24 protein-coding genes and 1 pseudogene are annotated in these 22,769 nt (G+C 37.6%); 15 read left to right on the top strand and 10 right to left on the bottom strand.

What is annotated here, in order from left to right:
- Positions 1–134: 134 nt before the first annotated feature.
- Together AC07WY_RS10480 and AC07WY_RS10475 are read left to right on the top strand one after the other, a co-directional pair.
- Positions 135–896 (top strand): ribosomal protein L7/L12, encoded by a 762-nt coding sequence (locus AC07WY_RS10480; RefSeq protein ID WP_494736332.1) that lies wholly within the window; start codon positions 135–137, stop codon positions 894–896.
- A 141-nt stretch (positions 897–1,037) separates the two neighbouring features.
- Positions 1,038–1,619, top strand: coding sequence for a hypothetical protein (locus AC07WY_RS10475; RefSeq protein ID WP_419334952.1), 582 nt, complete (start codon positions 1,038–1,040; stop codon positions 1,617–1,619).
- A gap of 16 nt (positions 1,620–1,635) precedes the next feature.
- Here the strand turns inward: AC07WY_RS10475 and AC07WY_RS10470 are convergent, their stop codons facing one another.
- Entirely contained in the window at positions 1,636–2,646 is a 1,011-nt protein-coding gene (locus AC07WY_RS10470; RefSeq protein WP_494736331.1) for a metallophosphoesterase, read from the bottom strand.
- Positions 2,647–2,808: 162 nt separating this feature from the next.
- Here AC07WY_RS10470 and AC07WY_RS10465 point away from each other — a divergent pair, with 162 nt between their 5' ends.
- A complete protein-coding gene (locus AC07WY_RS10465) occupies positions 2,809–4,437 on the top strand; it encodes a phospholipase D family protein (RefSeq protein WP_262085147.1) in 1,629 nt (542 codons plus the stop codon).
- 564 nt (positions 4,438–5,001) lie between these two features.
- Here the strand turns inward: AC07WY_RS10465 and AC07WY_RS10460 are convergent.
- Positions 5,002–5,814, bottom strand: a complete 813-nt coding sequence (locus AC07WY_RS10460; protein ID WP_419334955.1) for a lysophospholipid acyltransferase family protein — start codon at positions 5,812–5,814, stop codon at positions 5,002–5,004.
- Between the two features lie 348 nt (positions 5,815–6,162).
- On the opposite strand from AC07WY_RS10460, the gene hflX reads away from it, so the two are divergent.
- From hflX to AC07WY_RS10435, 5 genes are all read left to right on the top strand, one after another.
- On the top strand, positions 6,163–7,494 hold the full coding sequence (gene hflX / locus AC07WY_RS10455; RefSeq protein WP_419334956.1) for a ribosome rescue GTPase HflX: 1,332 nt from the start codon (positions 6,163–6,165) through the stop codon (positions 7,492–7,494).
- A 43-nt stretch (positions 7,495–7,537) separates the two neighbouring features.
- Complete coding sequence (locus AC07WY_RS10450; protein ID WP_034610058.1) at positions 7,538–7,909, top strand: hypothetical protein; 372 nt, start codon at positions 7,538–7,540, stop codon at positions 7,907–7,909.
- Positions 7,910–7,918: 9 nt separating this feature from the next.
- On the top strand, positions 7,919–8,587 hold the full coding sequence (locus tag AC07WY_RS10445) for an LrgB family protein (RefSeq protein ID WP_004722933.1): 669 nt from the start codon (positions 7,919–7,921) through the stop codon (positions 8,585–8,587).
- A gap of 94 nt (positions 8,588–8,681) precedes the next feature.
- Entirely contained in the window at positions 8,682–9,125 is a 444-nt protein-coding gene (locus AC07WY_RS10440) for a DUF2147 domain-containing protein (protein ID WP_004819221.1), read from the top strand.
- Between the two features lie 52 nt (positions 9,126–9,177).
- The gene (locus AC07WY_RS10435; RefSeq protein WP_494736330.1) at positions 9,178–9,624 is read left to right on the top strand and encodes a DUF2147 domain-containing protein; all 447 of its coding nucleotides are present in this window, start codon (positions 9,178–9,180) and stop codon (positions 9,622–9,624) included.
- A gap of 130 nt (positions 9,625–9,754) precedes the next feature.
- Here the strand turns inward: AC07WY_RS10435 and AC07WY_RS10430 are convergent, their stop codons facing one another.
- The 5 genes from AC07WY_RS10430 to AC07WY_RS10410 all read right to left on the bottom strand — a co-directional run bounded on the left by AC07WY_RS10430 (position 9,755) and on the right by AC07WY_RS10410 (position 14,048).
- Positions 9,755–10,603: a symmetrical bis(5'-nucleosyl)-tetraphosphatase gene (locus AC07WY_RS10430; RefSeq protein WP_244015123.1), complete on the bottom strand. Its 849-nt coding sequence runs from the start codon at positions 10,601–10,603 to the stop codon at positions 9,755–9,757.
- The gene (gene rsmA, locus AC07WY_RS10425) at positions 10,604–11,416 is read right to left on the bottom strand and encodes a 16S rRNA (adenine(1518)-N(6)/adenine(1519)-N(6))-dimethyltransferase RsmA (protein WP_419334959.1); all 813 of its coding nucleotides are present in this window, start codon (positions 11,414–11,416) and stop codon (positions 10,604–10,606) included. It lies immediately after the preceding gene.
- Between the two features lie 27 nt (positions 11,417–11,443).
- Positions 11,444–12,295, bottom strand: a complete 852-nt coding sequence (locus AC07WY_RS10420; protein ID WP_419334961.1) for a pilus assembly protein PilJ — start codon at positions 12,293–12,295, stop codon at positions 11,444–11,446.
- A gap of 49 nt (positions 12,296–12,344) precedes the next feature.
- A complete protein-coding gene (gene pdxA / locus AC07WY_RS10415) occupies positions 12,345–13,316 on the bottom strand; it encodes a 4-hydroxythreonine-4-phosphate dehydrogenase PdxA (protein WP_494736329.1) in 972 nt (323 codons plus the stop codon).
- A 201-nt stretch (positions 13,317–13,517) separates the two neighbouring features.
- Positions 13,518–14,048 carry a hypothetical protein gene (locus AC07WY_RS10410; RefSeq protein ID WP_494736328.1) on the bottom strand — a complete coding sequence of 177 codons (531 nt, stop codon included), beginning with the start codon at positions 14,046–14,048 and terminating at the stop codon, positions 13,518–13,520.
- A 290-nt stretch (positions 14,049–14,338) separates the two neighbouring features.
- On the opposite strand from AC07WY_RS10410, the gene rplM reads away from it, so the two are divergent.
- Both rplM and rpsI read left to right on the top strand, forming a co-directional pair.
- Positions 14,339–14,767: a 50S ribosomal protein L13 gene (gene rplM / locus AC07WY_RS10405; protein ID WP_004722943.1), complete on the top strand. Its 429-nt coding sequence runs from the start codon at positions 14,339–14,341 to the stop codon at positions 14,765–14,767.
- 12 nt (positions 14,768–14,779) lie between these two features.
- On the top strand, positions 14,780–15,166 hold the full coding sequence (gene rpsI, locus AC07WY_RS10400; RefSeq protein WP_004647927.1) for a 30S ribosomal protein S9: 387 nt from the start codon (positions 14,780–14,782) through the stop codon (positions 15,164–15,166).
- Between the two features lie 177 nt (positions 15,167–15,343).
- On the opposite strand, the pseudogene AC07WY_RS10395 reads toward rpsI, so the two are convergent.
- Positions 15,344–15,652, bottom strand: a pseudogene (locus tag AC07WY_RS10395) (hypothetical protein); the annotation flags it as partial.
- Positions 15,653–15,822: 170 nt separating this feature from the next.
- On the opposite strand from AC07WY_RS10395, the gene AC07WY_RS10390 reads away from it, so the two are divergent.
- The 5 genes from AC07WY_RS10390 (at position 15,823) to AC07WY_RS10370 (ending at position 19,595) form a co-directional block, all read left to right on the top strand.
- Positions 15,823–16,476 (top strand): glutathione S-transferase N-terminal domain-containing protein, encoded by a 654-nt coding sequence (locus tag AC07WY_RS10390; protein ID WP_004722947.1) that lies wholly within the window; start codon positions 15,823–15,825, stop codon positions 16,474–16,476.
- A 26-nt stretch (positions 16,477–16,502) separates the two neighbouring features.
- A complete protein-coding gene (locus tag AC07WY_RS10385) occupies positions 16,503–16,943 on the top strand; it encodes a ClpXP protease specificity-enhancing factor (protein WP_004722950.1) in 441 nt (146 codons plus the stop codon).
- 15 nt (positions 16,944–16,958) lie between these two features.
- Positions 16,959–17,618: a hypothetical protein gene (locus AC07WY_RS10380; RefSeq protein WP_004819206.1), complete on the top strand. Its 660-nt coding sequence runs from the start codon at positions 16,959–16,961 to the stop codon at positions 17,616–17,618.
- Positions 17,619–18,075: 457 nt separating this feature from the next.
- Positions 18,076–19,047, top strand: a complete 972-nt coding sequence (locus AC07WY_RS10375) for a hypothetical protein (protein WP_494736327.1) — start codon at positions 18,076–18,078, stop codon at positions 19,045–19,047.
- Between the two features lie 14 nt (positions 19,048–19,061).
- Positions 19,062–19,595, top strand: coding sequence for a GTP-binding protein (locus AC07WY_RS10370; protein WP_239046409.1), 534 nt, complete (start codon positions 19,062–19,064; stop codon positions 19,593–19,595).
- Positions 19,596–20,143: 548 nt separating this feature from the next.
- Here the strand turns inward: AC07WY_RS10370 and AC07WY_RS10365 are convergent.
- Together AC07WY_RS10365 and AC07WY_RS10360 are read right to left on the bottom strand one after the other, a co-directional pair.
- Positions 20,144–20,992, bottom strand: coding sequence for a GGDEF domain-containing protein (locus AC07WY_RS10365; protein ID WP_494736326.1), 849 nt, complete (start codon positions 20,990–20,992; stop codon positions 20,144–20,146).
- A gap of 710 nt (positions 20,993–21,702) precedes the next feature.
- Positions 21,703–22,419 (bottom strand): DUF1003 domain-containing protein, encoded by a 717-nt coding sequence (locus AC07WY_RS10360; RefSeq protein ID WP_004819201.1) that lies wholly within the window; start codon positions 22,417–22,419, stop codon positions 21,703–21,705.
- Positions 22,420–22,769: the final 350 nt, after the last annotated feature.

Below are 22,769 nucleotides of genomic sequence, written 5' to 3'. Positions count from 1 at the left end.
AAAATATTGCCTATTCGCACACAAATTACTACTTTTATTTGGCATCAATTTGTAATAAAAATTGAATTAATTCTATGATTAGGGTCTGTTGTTGATCAATATTCATTGATGATTAAACCAATAATGAAAGGTGCATGATGCCAAACTTTAACCCACAACAACGACAAGAAATTCTGTTACTGATTCAACAAGGTCGTAAAGTTGAAGCAGTTAAATGGGTCAAAGACCATTCAGATTTAGGCTTGAAAGAAGCCAAGGATTATGTAGAAAATCTGACAGAAAGCGCATACAACTTCGCATTTGCAGATACAGCTCAAAGTGATAGTTCCCGTGATATACACTTGCAAATTCCTCAACAAGACATTCTTGTCCTGATCCAACAAAATCGTAAAATTGAAGCGATTAAACTGGTCATGGAAAATTCAAACCTTGGGCTAAAAGATGCCAAAGACTTTGTAGAACAGCTCACTGAAAATCCCAATTTAGCAATCAATCAGTTTCAGTTCGATGATGATTTTTATGACAGTCAGCATCCTCGCTATAAAGCAATTCAGTCGAATTTTGAAACTGGTGAAATCTATGTGTTATACCAAGATCATCAAAAAGTGTTGATTGATGAACATCATCCTGACTGGGATGAAATTATGCGTCATTTTACGCAAGGTGAAACATATGATTCGGCTGCTGCCTACATTGCTGCAATGAAAGCCAAAGCACGTGATAGCGCTGTCAATTCGACACATAATGTTCAGTCAATTCCCCGCCCATCCAGCGCAACAACCCAACCTGTCGGTATTGAAGATCAAACCAAGAAAAAAGGCTTAGCTATTTTTATACGCATTGTTGTTATTGTGATTGTTGCTGTGATTGCCTATCAATTTTTTATCAAGCAATAAGATGCAACACCGCGATAAAATTTAACATGGCAATAAAATTGAATGTGCAATGCAGGATGACGAATAAAGTTTAAAACAGCCAAAAGAAAGCCATTCAACTAAACGCTATTGTCCTCAGCATTTAAATTATTCGAGGTGCGTATGTACCAATTGAATCAAACACAATTACAAACATTGCTTGATCTGCTTGAACACCATCGAACAGAACAAGCAGAACAATTCCTTATTGCACAACTTCAACTAGATCCAACCGCAGCAAAAAAATTAGTCCGCATCCTATACGAATCATCAGATGCGCTTCAGGCTTTTAAAGCAAACCCTCAAATTTTATCAGGCGAAATGCCGAATATAAAAAATGAAAGCAACTCCTTCGAATTCAACTTTTCATCAAGTACGGTGAAAATGACCAATCAGGATGGTAAAACCATTGAAATCAATGATCAACATCCCGACTGGCAAGAGATCAAAAAACAATTCCAAATCGATTTGACTCAACCAGATGCTTTATCCAAATTTGCCGAAAATTTTATGCAAGGACAGACGCAAAATACCTCATCACAAGCAAAGTCTTCATCTTATGATTCAACAAGCCCTACTCACGCTTCGGTTCAAACCTCAGGGGTGGAAGACTTGAGTCATCAGAATAAGTCCAGCAGCATGCTGCTATTGATTGGGTTTCTTGTTTTGATTGGGATTGCAGCCTTTTACTATTTTAAAACATGATTGATTAGTACGAAAATTAACTCAGCTCAATAATATCAATGGTTGGTGGTACTCTAAACCGAAAAGGCACACCCACCATACCGGTACCGACACTGACAAATACATCGGCATTTTCATGCTGATACAAGCCTCGTTTATGACCGAGGATAGAAACTTTTTTCATCACATAACTGGTCAACCACGGCAATTCAACTTGCCCACCATGAGTATGTCCAGACAGCATCAACGGACGTGTAGGCAACTGTGGCACCATATCTACCGTATCGGGGTTATGTGACAAAATTAACCACGGTTTGTCTTGAGGTAAATCGGGCATATAACGCATATCCGCCTTGCCTGCCCATAAGTCCCCGACACCGATTAAGCGAAAATCATCAAATTCAACAATTTTACCTTCAATATCCATAACGTTATTGGCCTCTAAGGCACTGGCCAATAAGGCTTGAATCGGTGGTCCCGGATACTGCTCATCATGATTACCATTTACTGAATAAACCGGAGCTTCGATCTGTTTTAAAATCGCCAGTTCTTCAACCAATTTATTTTCAGGTTCATAGGTCCAATCCCCTGCAACCACGACAAAATGGGGTTGAGCCAAATTAATTTTTTTGACAATTGTTTTAAGCTGTCGCTCATGTCCAGAAAACAGACCAATGTGTAAATCTGCAAGCAACGCAACTTTAATCGGTTGAGTGAAGGTTTTCTCCTGCCCCAACGAATATTGTATATGCTGAACATGAACTCGATGTGGTTCAATAAAGCGTGCATAAATCAGCAATGCACTGAGCAAGAAAATAAAAATACTTTCATGTAATGAGAATTTTCCGATATATCCTGCATAAATGCTAAAAAATAACAACGGAATTAATAAATAAGACAGGTAGAATGCCAGTAAATGGACGAAAGACTTAAAAGGATGGATCGTTTCAGTTCTAGATTGACTTAACCATGCTTGGCTTATTCCCCATATCGCAAGCACAATGAAGCAGAGATAAAAAATTGATGTAACAGTTAGGGTTGGAAACATATTCAATCTCGCAAGTCGCGTGTACTTGTCATCTCTTTATTTATCTTTTGAAAAGGCTACATTGGCATTTCATAAATGGATTGCATTTCGGCAAACATCGACGAATTGTCAATATATCCTCAGGCAATTATACTCTAGCTCTGAGAAATCTTAGAAAATATTATGCAAAGAACGATCAATCGTAATACCCAATTACAGCAAAAAGCTCACAATCACCATGTGTCAAAATTTTGGGTGATGATTGGTTCTTGCCTATTACTCAGCCTTTCTGCCTGTTCAACCCTTCCTCGACAAGAAAATATTACACCCGAATATGCCTATGATATAGAAACCAAAGACACTCCTTTGGCGCAAATTATTTCCCCGTTAAAAGCGCAAAACCCAGAGTTAACTGGTTATCACGTGCTGTATGATCCACTGGAAGCGATCGCAGCACGCATCAATTTGATTGAAAAAGCACAAAAAACGTTAGATTTGCAATATTACATTTGGGACAATGACAAAATTGGCTCATTGGCTTTATACAAAATTATTGAAGCCGCAGATCGCGGTGTTAAAGTTCGTTTACTGATTGATGATAATAATGCCAAACAAATGGAAGGGGTTTATCTCGCCTTAGATCAACACCCAAACATTGAAGTAAAACTTTTTAACCCTTACCGTTTTAGAAGTATTCGCCCCATCGACATGGTGCTGGATTTAAAACGTATCAATCGTCGCATGCATAACAAGACCTTTACTGCTGACAATCAAATTTCATTAATTGGTGGACGTAATATGAGTAATCAATATTATAACGTCAGTGACAATTACCAATTTTCAGATGTAGATGTGATGTTGGTGGGGCAAGCGGTAGATGATATTACCCACTCCTTTGATGAATACTGGAATCATAGCTACGCTTATCCGGTGAGAAATATTGTCAATCACAGTACCTACACCTTACGTTATGACAGTCTAAAAGAACAATTGACCCACCATTACCAAGAAATTACGGTTCAAAATTATTTGAATTTAAGTAATCGTACCCATGCTTTTGATCAGTGGCTCAATCAGAATATTCAACTGGATTGGGTCAAAGCAGAGGTGGTCAAAGATGCTCCTGATAAAATTCAGGCCAAGGCCAAAAAAGAACAGCATCTTAACTTCCAAATGGTGAAACGCTTAGATATCCCGACTCAAAATGTTGATCTGATTTCTGCTTATTTTGTTCCGCAAAAAAAAGGCGCAAAGAAACTGGTCGAGTTAGCAGATGAGGGCGTCAAGGTACGTGTCCTGACCAATTCATTCAAAGCCAATGATGTCGCGTTGGTGCATGCATTTTATGCAAAATATCGAGATAACTTATTAAAAAATGGGGTCGAGCTTTATGAGTTTCTGCCTGCCGTTTCTGAAGAAAATCTCTATGCCAATTCAGAAGAAATCTCAAAGAAAGCCAAAGTTAGCTTAAAAGGCTTAAGCCGTTCTAGCTTGCATGCCAAACTGATGGCTGTAGATAATAAACAAGTGTTTATTGGCTCATTTAATTTCGACCCGCGTTCAGCCAACTTAAATACTGAGATTGGGGTCATTATCAACAGTCCACCGTTGGCGATTGCCGTACATAAAACTATGGACGATAATTTAAAAAAATATGCTTATAAGCTGGTTTTAGATTCACAGAATAAAATCAACTGGCTCAAAGAAACGCCTCAAGGTATTGTCACTTTAAGAAAAGAGCCAAAAATGAAGTGGTGGCAAAAAGCAGGAATTAAGGTGATTTCTTGGTTGCCGATTGAGGGCTTTATGTAATCCTGAATAGTTTCACATATATGGTATAAGCACTCAATAAGCAAAGTAAGACCATTCATGAAAATTTGCATAATACATGGTGTTTTCACTGCCTTATATTTTAAGAAAAGTTTAGATCGATTTGCGTAGGCGATGCTCTACTTTTCTCGGGCGAAAAGTAGCAAAAGCCCTTTGTTGGTCAAAGGGGATATCCTTATCACCCTTGACCAACGGCGGCATCCATGCCGCCAAACGCGATAGCGATGTCAGGTAAAATCGGCTGATGGAAAAAGCAAAAACCATTTTATTTATGTCAAGTTAATAATATTGATCGGTATAATATCTAAAAAACGTTGAGCATGAGTGAGGCAATATCGTTGAGAAAAAATAATGCCTTCACTGTATTTTTGAATCTGGAATCAGGCGTCCTAACTTTTTCTTTTTCGAACAATCCTCGTTATGACTATGCTCCAGTGACAAATATTCTGTCTGCTGAGTAAAGACGTTTTATAAACCTACACACTCTCGCAGACAGCTTCCCTTGGCCTATTCAAAACAGTCAGAGACATCATTTTGAATAGATCGTTAATCTGTTAGGACTTCTTTCTGTAGATCTTCCAAACCTTTTTGCATCATCACTTGCACTTGTTGCGTCAGGCTTTCAACCGTATGCCCTTCTGTTGCAATCGCAGGAAAGGTTTTGAGATGCGCCACAACCTTTGGCATTTCCAACACAGCTTGAACATGTTCAACAAATGTGGTTTCGCCAATAAAAGGTACCACGGTATCTAATTTCCCGTGTTGATTTACATAGCAAATCACACATACTTGTACGGGTTTCTTGGCTTCGATTGCTGCACCTAAGATCCGACCATGTACTTTTTTGACTTTTGAACCATCAGTGGTGGTTGCTTCAGGAAAGAACAACACTGGAATATCTTTACTTAAGAACTCAGCGATTTGCTCTCGGATACGCACCGAATCCCCTGAACCACGTTTAATAAATAAGGTTCCACCACCTTTAGCCAAATTGCCAAAAACTGGCCATTTTTCAATTTCAGCTTTCGCTAAAAAGAATACCCGCGCCCCTGAACCTAAAACAGCAATATCCAACCATGAAATATGATTACTCACCCACAATGCTGGTTCACGCGGAATATCACCATGTACACGCACATCGACATTAAATACTTCACTTAAACGGCGACAAAAATACTGAACATAACGGGTATTTTTAGGATTATTGGGATCTTTATAGAGTTGATGGCGGTAAACCAGATAAAAGCCTTCTGCAACAGCAGATGTTCCTGATGCCAGTTTTTTACTGTACAAAAAGACTTTAGATAAAGCACTTAATTTCGATGATTTTGACTTTTTGATTGCTTGTTGTTGAGTCATAGATATTCACTAAACAAAATGTATGTCATATTAAACTGACACTATTGTATACATATCTAAATCAACTTGCATTCATCATTAAAGACAACAACATTGATTTACTGTGCGAAATGAATAGCCAAATCAGCTCAACGCTAAATTGTGGCAAAATTACGCGCCATCAAGCAGCTATGGATTTTTACTAAATTTTAACTCCCCTGTTAAAACAACAGGAAAACCCAAATTAAGATTTCACCATAAATTCATATATTTATAATTTTATTGCAATACTTTGCATACGGCTTAGGATTTAACACAGAATATCCTTTAGAATGATTTTTCTAATCTAATGTCTGAGTTTTACAATCTGTGGAATACTTTGATCAAAATCAAGGTGGTGAAAAAACCATTTTAGTCAGTGTGAATGTTCAAATCTTAGAAGATCTTGATGCAGAAGAATTTCGATTACTGGCTAAATCTGCGGGCGCGGATATATTAGAGCATTTAAGCGTACAACGGATTAAACCCGATCCTAAATTCTTTATTGGTTCAGGTAAAGCAGAAGAAATTGCTGAACAAGTTGAGGCAGATGAAGTCGAGTTGGTTATTTTCGACCAAGCACTGTCACCCGCTCAGGAACGTAATTTAGAACGTATTTTAAAATGTCGTGTGATTGACCGTACTGGTTTGATTCTGGATATTTTTGCGCAGCGTGCCCGTACCCATGAAGGTAAGCTGCAAGTTGAATTGGCTCAGTTAGATCACCTTTCATCACGTTTAGTCCGCAGCCGTAGCAATTTGGACAGTCAAAAAGGCGGTATTGGTCTACGTGGACCTGGTGAAACCTTACTTGAAACAGATCGACGGCTATTACGCATCCGCATGGAACAGCTTAAAGATCGTTTGGAAAAAGTCCGAAAAACACGTATTCAAGGCCGTGCTGCGCGCCAAAAAGCCAATATTCCAACTGTGTCTTTGGTCGGTTATACCAACGCAGGCAAATCAACACTTTTTAATATTTTAGCAAATAGTGATGTTTATGCAGCGGATCAATTATTTGCCACACTCGATCCAACCTTACGCCGTTTAGATTGGGATGGTATTGGCACGCTTGTTCTTGCAGACACTGTTGGTTTTGTGCGCAATCTCGCTCATTCTTTAGTCGAATCCTTTAAGGCAACTTTGGAAGAAACTTTAGAAGCCACTTTACTGCTACATATCATCGATTCGAGTAGTCCAGATGTTATGGAACAGATTGATGCCGTAGAAACGGTGTTAAATGAAATTGGTGCTGATGTTCCAATATTAAGAGTTTATAACAAGATCGATCAAAGCGGAGAAGAAGCCAAAATCGTTTATGCCAAACCGCACCAACCTGAGCGTGTTTATGTTTCAGCCCATACACAACAAGGTTTAGACCTGTTACGTAAAGCGGTACATGAATGTTTGATGGGGCAAATTCAACGTTTTGAACTGCAATTAAAACCCGCTTATGGCAAGTTAAAAAATCAACTTTACGATCTTAACGTCATCGAATCTGAGCATTATGATGATGAAGGCAACTTACAATTGGTGGTTGCCATGGCACCACAAAAACTGGAACAGCTCATCAATCAGGCACATTTACCGCTCGTTGAAATCCTTGGAAATAAGGCAGAACAATTTAAAAGGCCGTTAGAAGAGTTTGAAATAAAGCGCTAAATCGGTTAAAACGTGAAAGATCAATTTTTATAAATAAACACACATGGATCAGTTAAAAGGTATCGATTGGCAAGCATGGATCTTCACAATAGGACTTATCATCTTCTTTCGTGAAGCTTCTGTGTTGGTGATGTCACAATTTAATCATCCTGAATTGGGCAATTTAACAGGTCTACTCAGCTTACTGTTTGTGTTGGTTTTATGGCGTAGATTCAAAAAAATCCCTGCCCGTCTGGTCGATACCAATAATAAATTAATGAGAGAAAGTGGCTTTGCCTTCCTACCGATATGTGCGGGTTCATTAATCATGCTGGTCAGTATGGGAAAAGAGATCCCCTTATTTCTGGTTGTGATGTTTGTCAGCACACTGATTCCACTCTGGATTTATGCAAAAATGGCGAAGAAGTGGCTATAGGAGGCTGATATGTTAAGTGTACTCACTGGGTTTTTAATCACGCTAATTGCCTATTTGGCAGCGAAACCAATTAATAAACGCTTTCCTCAAATTCCGCTTCTGGTCATTGGCATGTTTTTTGTAATTGGAATTTTAATGATCTTTAAAATTCCTTATGAAAAATACAATACCGATATGAATGGTCTATTTAGCCACCTACTCGGTTATGTCACTGTGGCCTTGGCTATTCCATTAGCCGCAATGCGTTATGATGATTTACCACTGAAATCTGTTGTGGGGATCTTGGTGTTTGCCAGTATCAGTGCTGTCGCATTACCCATGAGCTTGGCTTATTTACTGCATATGTCGGAACCGACCATTATGGCCTTTGCCACACGTGCTGTGACTACGCCAATTGCAATCAATATTGCAACTTTATTGCACTCACCAGTCACATTAGTGATTTTGATCGTTATTTTATCGGGTGTGATTGGAGCCGCATTTTCATCAATTATTTTACGCAATATTAATGATGAACGTGCGTCTGGCTTGGCTTTAGGACTGGCTGCACATGCCATCGGAACGGCCCAAGCTTGGCAACGTGGCGCAGTTGCAGGTCGTTATGCAGCCTTTGGAATGGCAGTAAATGCGGTGTTCACAGCCATCTGGTTGCCAACATTTATACTTTTTATAAAATAAATGTGAATTAGTTTACTTTTCACATGATTGCCTAGAGTAATTATTCAGCTTAAGATGAACTATTCTTTCCCCCATTTTGATAAGGAATCAATAAATGAGGTTTAATAAGTTCATCTTAGGGACATTATTTTCTGTTTTAAGCTGTAGCAGTATGGCAAAAGATATCACTGGTACTTGGAAAAATATCGATGATAAAACTGGCTCATCTAAAGCTGTGCTTGAAATACGCAAAGAAGCCAATGGCACATATACCGGTAAAATCATCAAAATTACCCCACGTCCTGGTTATACTCCAAAAGAAACCTGTATAGACTGTCCAGCGCCTTATACCAATAAGCCCATTTTAGGTATGGATGTTCTTAAAAATCTCAAACAAACCAGTGAAGAAGATTATGTCGGTGGAAAAATTATTGACCCACTTACAGGTAAGATTTATTCCATGAAAGCCAAACTCAACTCAAACGGTAATCGCTTGATGTTAAGAGGTTATGTCGGGGTGTCTGCACTCGGTCGTAGTCAAACTTGGATTCGTGAATAAGGTTTTATTCACTGATCACAACATTTAAACTTAAAAGAAAATAGGTATGCTTATGAAAAAAGGAATTTTCAGTTGTATGCTACTGGGAATGATCAGCTGGGCACATGCAGCTGACATCACTGGCACATGGCGCACTGTTGATGATAAAACAGGTTATGTTCGTGCACATATTCAAATCGAGAAACTAAAAGATGATACTTATGTCGGCAAAATCATTAAAGATTTTCCTGCACCTGGCGAAACTGCTTTAACACAATGTCGCAATTGCCCCGCACCCTTTACCAATAAACCCATTATTGGCTTAACTATTTTACAAAAGTTAAAAGCTGATCCAAACAATCCAAACAACTATATCGGTGGTGAAGTTCTGGATCCTCGCGGAGGAAAAATTTATCATGGCAAAGCCCGCTTAAATGCAAGTGGAAACCGCCTGACCTTACGTGGCTATCTTGGTATTTCGCTGATTGGTCGAAGTCAGACATGGATTCGACAAGAATAATTTGCTTTTTAATTGATAGATAAATTCGCCATTTAAAAGATTAAAATCATTGAAAATGGTGCATTGGCACTATGCTTGAATCTTGTGATATTGCCCAAAATAAAAGCCACATGTTGTGGCTTTATTCATATCAAAAAACAGGATTATCGACACTAAAAAGTTTTTGATCTTCTAGTCGATAAGCCAGCAGTTGATGCCCCCAAACACAACCACCATCGACATTTTGGATTTGCGCATTGATGCGCTCACCTTGCAACGCTGCCCAATGTCCAAAAACGATCTGATGAGTTTTTGCTGTCTGCGATTCAAATTTAAACCATGGCTGAAAACCTGCTGGCATCGGCTCATCTAAAGCATCTTTAAAGCTAAACTCTAAACGACCTTGTGCATCAGTCAGGCGCATACGGGTTAAATAATTGGTAATACAGCGTAAGCGAGCATGACCTTGTAAATCATCAACCCATAAATCTGGCTCAGTGCCATACATCTCTTTTAGAAATGAATCGAGCACAGCAAAGTCATCATGCGCTAAGACTGCTTCTACTTCTTTGGCCAACGCGGCAGTCTTTTCCGCATCCCAAATATTCGGGATACCCGCATGGGTCAAAATCGTCTTTTCATTGGGAAATAAACACAAAGGCTGTTTACGCAACCAATCAATCAACTCATCACTTTCTAAAGCATGAATAACATCATCAATATGGTCTTTTTCTTTGAGTTTTTTGATCCCACGTGCAACCGCCAGCAGATTTAAATCATGATTGCCAAGGACTGTCGCAGCATTGCCTTGTTCGCATAATTTTTTGATAAAGCGTAATGCACCCACTGAATTTTCACCACGCGCGATTAAATCGCCCGCAAACCAAATAAAATCTTGATCAGCATCGAACTGAATTTCTTTGAGCAGTGCTTTCAGTGCTTCAAAACACCCTTGTACATCACCAATCACATAATTATATCTGACTTTTTCCAGCGCCATTTAAGCCACCATTTGGTCAGATAATGCAACAAACTGAGCTAATGTTAAGGTTTCTGGGCGTGCCATTGGATCTACACCAGCATTTTCAAAACCGTCTTCAACCAACATGCCTTTTAAGCTATTACGTAATGTTTTTCGGCGTTGGGTAAACACATGCGATACCAAACGAGCCAAGGATTTTTCACTTTTAGCAACAATTGGTTTAGTCGCATAAGGCTCTAAACGGAATACCGCAGATGTTACTTTTGGTGGTGGATTGAATGATCCCGGTGGCACTTCAAATAAGAAAGTAGGTTTGCAGAAGTATTGAATCATCACCGACAAACGCCCATATTCTTTGGTGTTTGGAGATGCGGTAATACGATCAACCACTTCTTTTTGCAACATAAAATGCATGTCTTTGACTTTGTCACCAAACTCCAAGAGATGGAAAAGCAAAGGGGTTGAAATATTATAAGGTAGGTTTCCGACCACGCGTAAAGGACGACCTTCCTGAAATAATTCAGTAAAATCATATTTTAACGCATCAGTTTCAATGATGGTGAGGCGTTCAGGATGTGGTACTCGACCCGGCAAGCCTGCTGCCAAGTCACGATCCAGTTCTAGCACTGTCAAAGCATCACATTCACCATTTAAAGGTGAAGTTAAAGCGGCTAAACCCGGTCCAATTTCAACAATATTTTCCCCTGATCGCGGGGCAACAGAACGAACAATTTTGGCAATCACACGTTGGTCATGTAAGAAGTTTTGTCCAAAACGCTTACGCGTATGATGCCCTTCATCTTTAGGGTTTAGGGCATTAATTTGATACATAAAATTCTCCACATTGATTGATGACCACTATTGCGTATTCGACTCTAACTTGCTTAGACTATTAAAAATTTCATCAGATTTAGTCACATTTTCACTCGCTGCTTTGTATGCTAAAGCGAGATTCTCTGGTTTTCGAAGAAGATTCATAACCTCAGACGCTAAGATTTTCTTAACATCTTCTTGAATTGACTCTAAGCCCTCACGCATCTCTGCATCTTTAACACGATCTATACCCAGTTCAGTATTTCCTTTAAGCTGTGCTTCAAGGTAGATATTCAATACCTCAAAATCAGCCAGAAAATCTTCCATACTGGTCGCTGAATTTCTACCACCTCTGGATATTTCTTGCATTGAACGTAACATACGTTCACCCACAAAAACTTGATATTTCGAGACGATAACTTGAGCTGATGGGTAGTTTAAGCGAACCATTCGATCTGTCACTAAATTATATTCAGCTTGAATACCAGGTATAATTTCTTGAACAAAAATACTGAAGTCTTGTAAAGCCATTAGTTTATCTCGATGCTTTACCAGAAGATCAATATTAGCATTGATTGCTTCTCCGTCTTTAAGCATTTTATCCATGCCACTATGATTCGCATATTTTTTATGCACCATTGCCAATGCTTGATTAAATTTTTCTTGGCTGTTCTTTAAATTATCTACAGTGAGTGAACCAGCATATTGCACAACATCTTGTGACTGTCTTGGAATTTGCAGTGATAAAACCCGTAAATCACATACACTGTGATCCATTGCAAGGTTCGAGCAAGCAGATAGCATAGAGGCGATCAATACAGCCGCTATGCTATTTTTTATACAACGCTTCATGGATTGTGGTGTTATATGGTTGTTCTTATGCTTAATGATTGACATTACTCATTTTCCATTTGTTTGAAATTCAAATAATTATTATTCAATAAAGTTAATTCGAGCGAGCGAGATCAAGCGCTAAATCGACAGCGACATGCAAACTTGAACTTTTTGCAAGGCCTGTACCTGCAAGGGAGAGCGCAGTACCGTGATCAACTGAGGTCCGAATAAAAGGTAAACCCAAAGTAATATTAATGGCTTCGCCAAATCCCTGCGATTTTAACACAGGTAAACCTTGATCGTGATACATCGCTAAAACAGCATCAGTACCTTTTAAATGATCCACAGTAAATAAAGTATCAGCAGGCATACTTAAACTCATGTCTATACCCTGCGCTTGATAACTTTCAAGCACTGGATTGATCGTATCAATTTCTTCATGACCTAAGTAGCCACCCTCTCCAGCATGCGGGTTTAGGCCACACACCAAAATACGCGGATGATTAATTTTAAATTTTGTTTTTAAATCATGAATAAGAATATCAATTACCTGATGGAGACGCTGTTTGGTTATCGCATCTGCAACATCCCGCAGTGGTAAATGCGTGGTCACTAAAGCAACTCTTAAGGTTTTTGTTGCAAGCATCATGACCACACGTTCCACACCAGCAAACTCTTGGTAATATTCCGTATGACCGCTGAAGTGGATCCCTGCGTCATTGATAATTGACTTTTGTACTGGCGCTGTAGCAACACCAACACTGAGTCCTTGCATGGCATAGTATGCAGTTCGGCGTAATTGTTCGATCACATATGCAGAGTTTTGCGAGTTTAACATCCCTAAAACAACATCCACGGCTAAAGGAACATGTTCCACATAGAGCTGACCTTGAGCCAAACACTCCCTCTGCCCTTGATATTCAATAAGCTGAATACTTTTGTTTAAAATTTTGGCACGATCCCTCAACATATTGATATCAGCCAATACAACAACTGGACGATCATCAATACGATCTGCCAAATCTAAACAAATATCTGGGCCAATGCCAGCAGGCTCACCACTGGTTATATATAAAGGAAGCATCTAGAACTCTTTTAACAGACCTTGCATAGACAGTATACATCGGTTCTAAATTATCATTTCTAATTCAAATTCATTTTTATATTGAATATAACTAAATCATGTAAAAAAAAACCAAAAACAATGTCTCAAACCACCTATATAAGACCATTGTAAACAATTTTTGTATTTCATCAGACTTAGATGATTGAAACTTAGAATCCTTTAGAGCTGACTTTTAGTCGCTGGCCGAGTTTCTGGTTGAGCTTGCTCTTGATCGATCTCAGAGAAATCAAACATCGATTCAACCTCTTTCCCACACTTGGCTGGGTCAACATGTTGATCAAAGATTATTCTAACCCGTTGGTCAGGTTCAACTTTTCCATAGACTGTATATTCGCCACTTCGGCTTCTATCGTCATCATCCTTCCATTGCACGACTGCATCGACTTCTTCACCAATAGGGATGTGTTGCGTTTGAATAAGCAGTCCAACCGCTTGGCAAGGATATGCGGATTGAATTTCTTCACTAAAATCGGCCGTCATCCATTTGGCATCTATAATCGTATCCAGTTCTTCTCGCTGTTGTTTTCTTGCTACTTTTCCTTCCTTAGTGTTTCCGATTTGTTTTATTTTTTCATTTCCCAATGTTTTTTCATTTTCTAGTATGTTCTTTGAATTCAATTGATTGAACTGGGCTTGCTGATCCAGAAAATCCGCTTGAGCAAAACTCAGGTTTAAGTTACCTATACCCAATAGCAGTAGAACGAATTTTATTGAATTTATTATTTTCATTTTTGCCTGACTTATTTTCTTTATATCAGTTTAATTATTCATGAATCCCGTCACAATTCCAATATAAATCAGAAAACCTTACAACATTTTATCCAAACTAAGCTTTGCTTTTGGGTACGTTTATCCATATAATGATGCGCTTGAAATTCAATATTTCAATTGCGACTCTAACTCTTTTCAGATAGAATTCGCACTCCTTTTTGTTTGGACAGATTCCATAGTCCAAACCAACTATAATAGGTAGTGGTTTAATGAAAACTCTCAGCGCTAAGCCAGCTGAAGTTCAACACGACTGGTATGTTGTTGATGCTTCTGGCAAAACTTTAGGTCGCCTTGCGACTGAAATCGCTCGTCGTTTACGCGGTAAACACAAAACTTCTTATACGCCTCACGTTGACACTGGTGACTACATCGTTGTGATCAATGCTGAACAAGTACAAGTGACTGGTAAAAAATCACTTGATAAGAAATACTATCGCCACACTGGTTTCCCTGGTGGTATTCGTGAAACTAATTTCGAAAAATTAGTTGCTCACAAACCAGAAGAAATCTTCGAACGTGCTGTAAAAGGCATGTTGCCAAAAGGTCCTCTTGGTTACGCGATGATCAAGAAAATGAAAGTGTACGCTGGTACTGAGCATCCTCATACTGCTCAACAGCCACAAGTTTTGGACATCTAAGGGATACAGCACATGGCTACTAACTATGGTACAGGTCGCCGTAAGACCGCAACTGCACGTGTTTTCCTATCAGCTGGTACTGGTAAACTCGTAATCAACAACCGCACTCTTGAACAGTATTTCGGTCGTGAAACTGCTCGTATGGTTGTTCGTCAACCACTTGAGCTTTTAGAAGTTACTGAAAAATTTGACCTTTACATCACTGTTGCTGGTGGTGGTATCGGTGGTCAAGCAGGCGCTATCCGTCACGGTATTACTCGTGCATTGATCGCTTCTGACGAGACTTTAAAACCTGCTCTTCGTCAAGCTGGTTTCGTTACTCGTGATGCTCGTGAAGTTGAACGTAAGAAACTTGGTTTACGTAAAGCTCGTAAACGTCCTCAATTCTCTAAACGTTAATTCGTTTACCGAATCGGACAAAAAACCTCGGCATTTGCCGAGGTTTTTTTATGTGGTAACTATTCGAAGTTATTTTGTTTTATCTCGCTTAGAACAGTCCATGACAGCGTCAGAAATCCCATCAGCAGCTTTTGATTCTGTAATCGTACAGCCATTTTCCTGATAAGTTCGAGTTTCCTTAGAAAACTTATGATCTTTCGGGATCGGTGCATTACACGGCTTATCGGTCTTTACATTGACCATTTTCACGGGTCCATCGTTATAGATCGTCACCTTACAACCTTTTACGACATATTCTTGTTTGATCCCACCATACATTTCATCTTCAGAAGCAGCAGACGCAACATCACAGGCCTCGTCTGCACTACATAAGGCCCCTGCTCCAGCCACTTCCGCTCCAGCGGCTTCGGTTGCTTCAGCAGCAGCCTCTTGTACTTGAGCATCTACAGATTGCTTCTTTGCATATGTATTTGAAATACCCATCATCAACAGCAATGCCAAAGCTAATTTACTGTGCTTATTTATTAAATTCATAGGTTTATCCTTGTTTTCTATCTACTTGATAGCAATACCCACCATAAGCTTATTAAAGTTAAGATGATTTTATTGTCTATTTTTAGTATTCTACTCTATTCACTTCACTTAGTTTTTGGAATATGCCTGTCGAAAATGCACCTCAACAAGGGATTACGTTGTATAGCCACGAGGATGACTTTCGTTCACATTGGATTAGATTTCTTCTTGCAGAAAAACAAATTAAACACACCTTAATCATTGTCGAAGAAGATGATGAAGATTTAGCCAGTTTAAATCCATATAATCAACTACCTATGCTGATTGAAAATGATTTAAAGCTGTTTAATACCAGTATTATTTCTGAATACTTAGATGACCGTTATCGACAAAACAAACTCTATGCGGATGCCCCTGCACCACGCGCAGAGCAAAGACAGTATATTTGGCGCTTTGAACAAGATTGGCTGAAACTTGCAGACATTATGCTACGCCACCCGGATACACTTAATGAAGCTGCAAAAAAGAATGCACAAAAACAATTAAAAGATACTTTGGTATCCCTGACCCCACTTTTTCAACATTATCCTTATTTTATGTCTGAAAACTTTACAATTTTAGATTGCATGTTAGCGCCAATTTTCATACGGTTAAAACATATGGGAATTGAATTACCGAAACAGCAATCTCGTCCAATTTTATTATATTGCCAACGGATTTTTAGCCGCCCTGCTTTTTTAAAGTCGATGACTTTTAAAGAGAAAAACAGATATAGTGAATTTTTGGCAAAATTCTAGATCGCAAATCAATAGAGTATTTTTTAATGTCTGAACAAGAATTGAACTTAACCCCAACTCGACCATACCTTGCACGCGCAATATATGAATGGATTTGCGACAACAATTTAACGCCATACTTACTTGTTGACGCAACCAAACCCTATACCGATGTACCACAACAATTTGTACAAGATGGGCAAATTGTATTGAACATCGCACCACATTCTGTGCATATGTTAAATATGACCAATGAAGCAATTACCTTCTCTGCTCGTTTTAGTGGTGCATCTAAAGATATCTATGTGCCTATAAATGCAGTATTAGGCTTGTATGCACGCGAAAATGGACAAGGATTATTCTTTGATCCTGATGAATATGCCAATGTGCAAATAGATGAAGATGTTTTAGAATCAAATACTAGTGAAGAAGTAGAAACTAAAACTGAGGCACCAAAGAAAAAACCAAGTTTAAGAATTTTAGAATAGAACAAGGAGAACTGAATGGCTTTTGATCTCGTACAATACTTTGCTGAGCAGATAAAGATTCAAAAGCCTCAGCTATTATCTCAATTAGAGCCTGCTCAACGTATAGCACATATTGAAGAACTCAATGCTTTAACGTTGGGTAAACTCATTACGCTATGGCGTAAAGATGATGATGCGTTGTATCAAGAAATTCTTTCGCAAGATCAGTTGTACAGCCAAGAAATTTCTCGACACCTCACCACCTCTACTCAGAATAAATCCAGTTTAGATAAATCTATACTTGAACCAGCAACAACGGAAATTCTTGAACTACAGCTTGCTGAATTAAAGCAGCTTGAAACAGCTGGAAGTTTAGGTAAGCGAGGGCTTCGAGAATTGGTGATTGGGCAAATTGAGCACCTATCAGGTCAGGCGAAAGATTGGGTTTGGTCAACAAACGAACTAACCGAACTGATTGGCTCTCAACCTGTACCCGAAGAAGAGATATCATTAGATGAAACGATGAAGGAGTTTAATCAAATGGTCAATGTTCAAAAAGCAGATCTTCATACAGATCATCAAGATGTCGTAGTAACCGAAACGGCAAACCCAACTTGGGCTAAAATTGCAGAACCTGTGGTGGCACTTGTGGTTTTGTATATTCTTTTTGAAGCAGCGACGAAGCTTTTTGCTTAATTTAGTCTGATAATCAAAAATTATAAAAAGCGATCGAAATGATCGCTTTTTTTCATGTAAAAAATACTTAAGTAATTTTAATCATTTCACGTGATTAAAATCACAGTAATAATATTATAAATGATAAAATATGCACAATCATAATAAACATTCAAATCACTATTAAGTTAAGCTTTTATTGATAAAAATAACTAAGCAATTTATTTAACTTTAAGATAGATTTTTTATAATAACTAATGTTAATTTAAAGCTATGAAACTCTCTAAACGTTAAGAAAAATTAATAGTTTACACAGGAGGATAATAATGTAAGAAATATACTGATTAAATGCCAAGCAATTAAACATTAAAAAAATGATTTTACTGGAAAAAGAACAAATCTAGCGTTAACTTAAACTAACTGCGACCGTTAAAAAACAGTTTACACTTTAATTTTTTAATATTAGATAAGTGATATTATGAACAATCAATGTATCAATATCGCAATTTCAGGCTTAGGTTTAACCACCTCTGACGATCTTAAAATAAGACTTAGAAAAATTTTACCAACCAATATTGGTATAAATTGGACAAGTGTTTCAGATCAAAATATAAATTGTATTTTGATCAATGAGCAGTTTTTTGAAAATAATAATATCCAGAATATTATCCAAAATAAAAATATTCCTTATTTAAAAATTTCAAAACATAGTGAGCATAAAGAAAGTGCCGAAGACAATTTACTCTGCATCCCGATTTATGACGAATTCACATTGAAAAACTGGGTCAATATCAAATTACTGCATAAGACCGAAACAGAACAGCTGGAACTTAGCCAAGTTCCCGATGATGAAGCTGAGGATCAACTTGAAATCAAAGAAATTGATTTTTTTGCAGCGCTTTTCCATCACGACAGTCGCAAAGTCATTTTAAATGATCATCTCGGCACGATTGCGATTATCGACCATCATGCACATCTGGCATGGCTAGAAGCCACCCGTGAAGAATACCAAACAGATCGCTCGATACACTATACCGCGGCAGTCACTGCAGACTTTATAAAAGTTTCTCGTAAACGACAATTCAACTTAGAAAATTGGTTATTTAACCTAATTTGGAAAAACCCCAATTTAATCACCGTACCTGCGGCTGATAAATATTATCGTCTCAAATTCTGGATTCAGCCCAATGAGTTGGATAAGAAATTACTGTTACAACTAAGTGCATGCTTTATTTCTGGGGCTGAGATCCAACATGTCTCAGACAAACTCAACATTCCAGTCGCAACCGTGCAGCACTTTGTTGCTGCGAATCTAGCCATCCATAACGCTGAACTGATTTCAGCAAAAGAAAGTCTATTTGATAAAACACCAAGTAATACTGAGCAAACGGAAGAAAAAGGGATTTTAAAAAGCTTTTTTAACAAATTAAAAAGTCGATTTAAATTTTAAGGGATAAATACACGATGATTATTCAAAAGTATAAAATTGTTTTTGCAGGCTCAATGGGGGCAGGTAAAACTGAAGCGATTAAATCATTATCAGAAGTACCTGTATTAGCAACAGAAGCATTTAACACCGATGATCGTAGCCATAAAAAACTAAACACAACCGTGGGAATCGATTATGGCGAAGTAACCCTAGATGATGGCAGTAAAGTTGGGCTGTATGGCACACCAGGACAAGGTCGCTTTGACTTTATGTGGGGCGTGATATGCAAAGGCGCAATTGGTACGATTCTGTTGATTGATCATAGCTTAGCAACCCCCTTAGATGAACTCGAATATTACCTCAATATTTTTAAACAATATGGTGAAAACATTGTGATTGGAGTCACCCATATCGATGATGATATGAATAAGCCAACGCACCAATACCGTCAATGGTTGATGGAACGTAATCTAAATTTACCTGTATTTTTTATTGATGCACGCAAGAAAACTGATGTGTTATTACTCTTAGAAACCTTGATCACCACATTAGAAGTAAAATATTTATAGACTATTGATATGTATCCGCTTACTGGAAGCGTATTCGGATACTCAAAAGTCACTATATTTAAACCAGTTAATTATTCATATAAGTGATATCTATCAAGTCATTGATCAGAAATTAAGCTCATGTTTTGTATGAACTTTTAGAAACTGTTGGTTAACAATTCATTTTTTGTGCTTTTGAATCCTAGATGGTTATCCTACCGCGGGGCGACATGGATGTCGCCGTTGGGCGGGGGTACAGGACGTACCCCTCGCCAAACAAAAGATTTTTGTCACTTTTCATCTCTGAAAAGTGAGGCATCGCCTACGCAAAGGGATTTAAACGTTGAATTTAAGGTGTGGCATTGCAAGCTTTTTTATAATTAAACAATTGATTTTTTCATATAATTTATTTAATTAATTAATAAAAATTATATTCTTGTGTATGCGTTTTTTGACAGGTTAACTATATTGAAAGCCGTTATTTAAGCAATGGGGAAATAAAATCGAATCCACTTGATAGCATAAAGGAATAAAATCTTTAGCCTTATTACTGCTTGTAAGGCTACTGTCTATAAGATTGCATGAATTGTTGTTTGTGACTTACCTTGTGCTTTAGACTGATACATCAATAAATCTGCCTGATGTGTTGCATCATCGACATTGTCAGGTAATTCATTGTAAATACGGATTCCCATACTAAAATCAATACCGAATTTTTGCTTTAAGCCACTAAATAAGAAACTATTTCTAAGTCGTTTTGCGTAGTCCTCGATTCCTTTTAAATCAGTATCTTGTAAGATCACTACAAATTCATCACCTCCCATACGAGCAACCACATCAGAATGGCGTGTCGCAGCTTGCAATACATGAGCGAACTCGACTAAAACATCATCACCTTTGCTATGTCCATAGGTATCATTTACCGCTTTAAAGCCATCTAAATCTATAATAGCGACAGCTAAGGTATGTTCTTTTTTGCAATATCGCTTTTTTAGTGCCTGATACTCTAAATTAAAGGCACGAGTATTATTCAGCGATGTCAGAGAATCTTTCATTGCCATTAAAGTCATTTCATTCAAATTATTTTTTATTCTCAACAATAAAAAAGCCACAACACTAAAGAAGCCAAGCCTTACACAAGCATTCCAGAAAGGGATAATCGAATTTGTATACTGGTGCCCTGCACTATAGTCAGCATATAACCAAGTAATCCCCGATAAAATAACCGTAATCATCGCGATATGCCTGTTGTCATACCAAGCAGCAATAGAAACAGGAATCAGATAAAACACTGCAAATGAGTATTCATAGCCAGTCGCCAGATCAATTGCACCTAAAATGATGATGATAAAAAGCAAACTAATACGACGTACAACCATCGAACTCATCAACAGATAGGTCTCCAATTGTTTAATCATTTAGACATCATCCTTTGTCCAATAGTAGCAAGCTTTTACAACAGCTTGAATTGCAGAACCCAAAACAACAACACTTCAAAAATCCAATTAAATCGATGTTTTAATTAATTTTAATAATCGAATTTAGACGTCAATGAGTCACTTATAGTTAAAATATGCAATAAAGTAAAGTTTTGAATATGATGATTTTTAGCTTCTTATAGGTAATTTGTTAATTGCTTTGTCGGTAAGTTAATGAGATCAAATAAATGGAATTGTAAAATATAGTTTTTATCGAATTTTTCAGGATGAGCGGGAAAACAACTCTGGTTTACTTCAACTATTAAAACTTTGTAAGTTTTAATCCTATTGCCTATAAACTTTTGATTTATAGCGTCCTAAGCCGAATCGAGACCTTGTGGGTAAGTACTACACTCACGTTGTACGTAACTGGTAGCAATCTACTCTTTTCGATCCCTTACATCCTTGAGATAAATATTAACGAAATCGGCTCGGGATTATTTTCCTAAGATTAAGATTTTCTCGTGAAATTTAGAATTATTTCCCGCAATCAAACACAATCTCAGGATTTTTTATCTTTTATATTTCTAAAATGATTTTTTATTGCAAACTAATTTAAAAAATCGAGAATATATTTCTGTTCTTATCAACAAAGATGCAAACCCCAAAGAGCCGTAACGCTCAAAAGCTTTTTCTGTATTTTTAATCTTTCACTCGTCTTTTTTTATTTCTCTTTTATTCATTTCCGATAATAAATCCAATTGAATTTCCTGAATTTTTGCCAGTTTATCCCACTGGTGAATGAGTAAATGATCTATTTTTTCATGCAAATGACGGATTTCTAATTCAGCTTTCAAATTGACTTGATAATCATTTTGGGAGCGTAAGCGGTCTTTGGCTTCTTGACGGTTTTGGCTCATCATAATAATTGGTGCTTGTACTGCAGCAAGACAAGATAAAATAAGATTTAATAGAATAAAAGGATAAGGATCAGCAGGTTGTTTTACGATCACAACTGTGTTTAATAAAATCCAAACAACTAAAAAAAGCATAAAACAAATTAAAAACGTCCAACTTCCGCCAAAAGTCGCAATTTTATCTGCGAGCCTTTCCCCAATGGTCCATTTTTTTTCGAGTTGTGTTTCAGTATTTTTTGTTATTAATTCATGCTGTTGCATACTATTAAGCACTTCATACTCTAGGTTTGACACCTCCCCCTGCTCCGATTGAAGCAAAGATTGCACATACTGCATACGATATTTGGTTAAATCTGCTTTACAAATATAATCCTGCGCAGACCAATTGGGAAAATCTCGTGCAATTTCTTCAGTAATAACCTTACGTATAGCCCCGAGCGGAACAACATTCGCATGTGAAAAAGTTTGATTACATATCAAGCAAATATGATTTTCATTTTTATCATTCATTGCAATACTCTTTATCATTGTTTGGTTTCAATATCTGTCATTATTTGAATAAAGTATAGAACTTATTTTAATGTGATGCTGTGATGAAATCATTTTGCTTTGATGTATTTTTCTGATGTTTTGAATACTTTTGAATAGGCTTAATTGATGAGTCTTATTTGAGATTTTCACATTATTTTTATCGAATTTTTCAGGATGAGTGGGAAAACAACTCTGGTTTACTTCAACTATTAAAACTTGGTAAGTTTTAATCCTATTGCCTACAAACTTATGGTTTATAGCGTCCTAAGCCGAATCGAGACCTTGTGGGTAAGTACTGCACTCACGCTGTACGCAACTGGCAGCAATCT

It is taken from the genome of Acinetobacter sp. GW821-FHT01C12 (assembly GCF_059422625.1).
The sequence above is the reverse complement of the archived record's forward strand: the minus strand, read 5'-3'. Positions and strand labels throughout refer to the sequence as shown.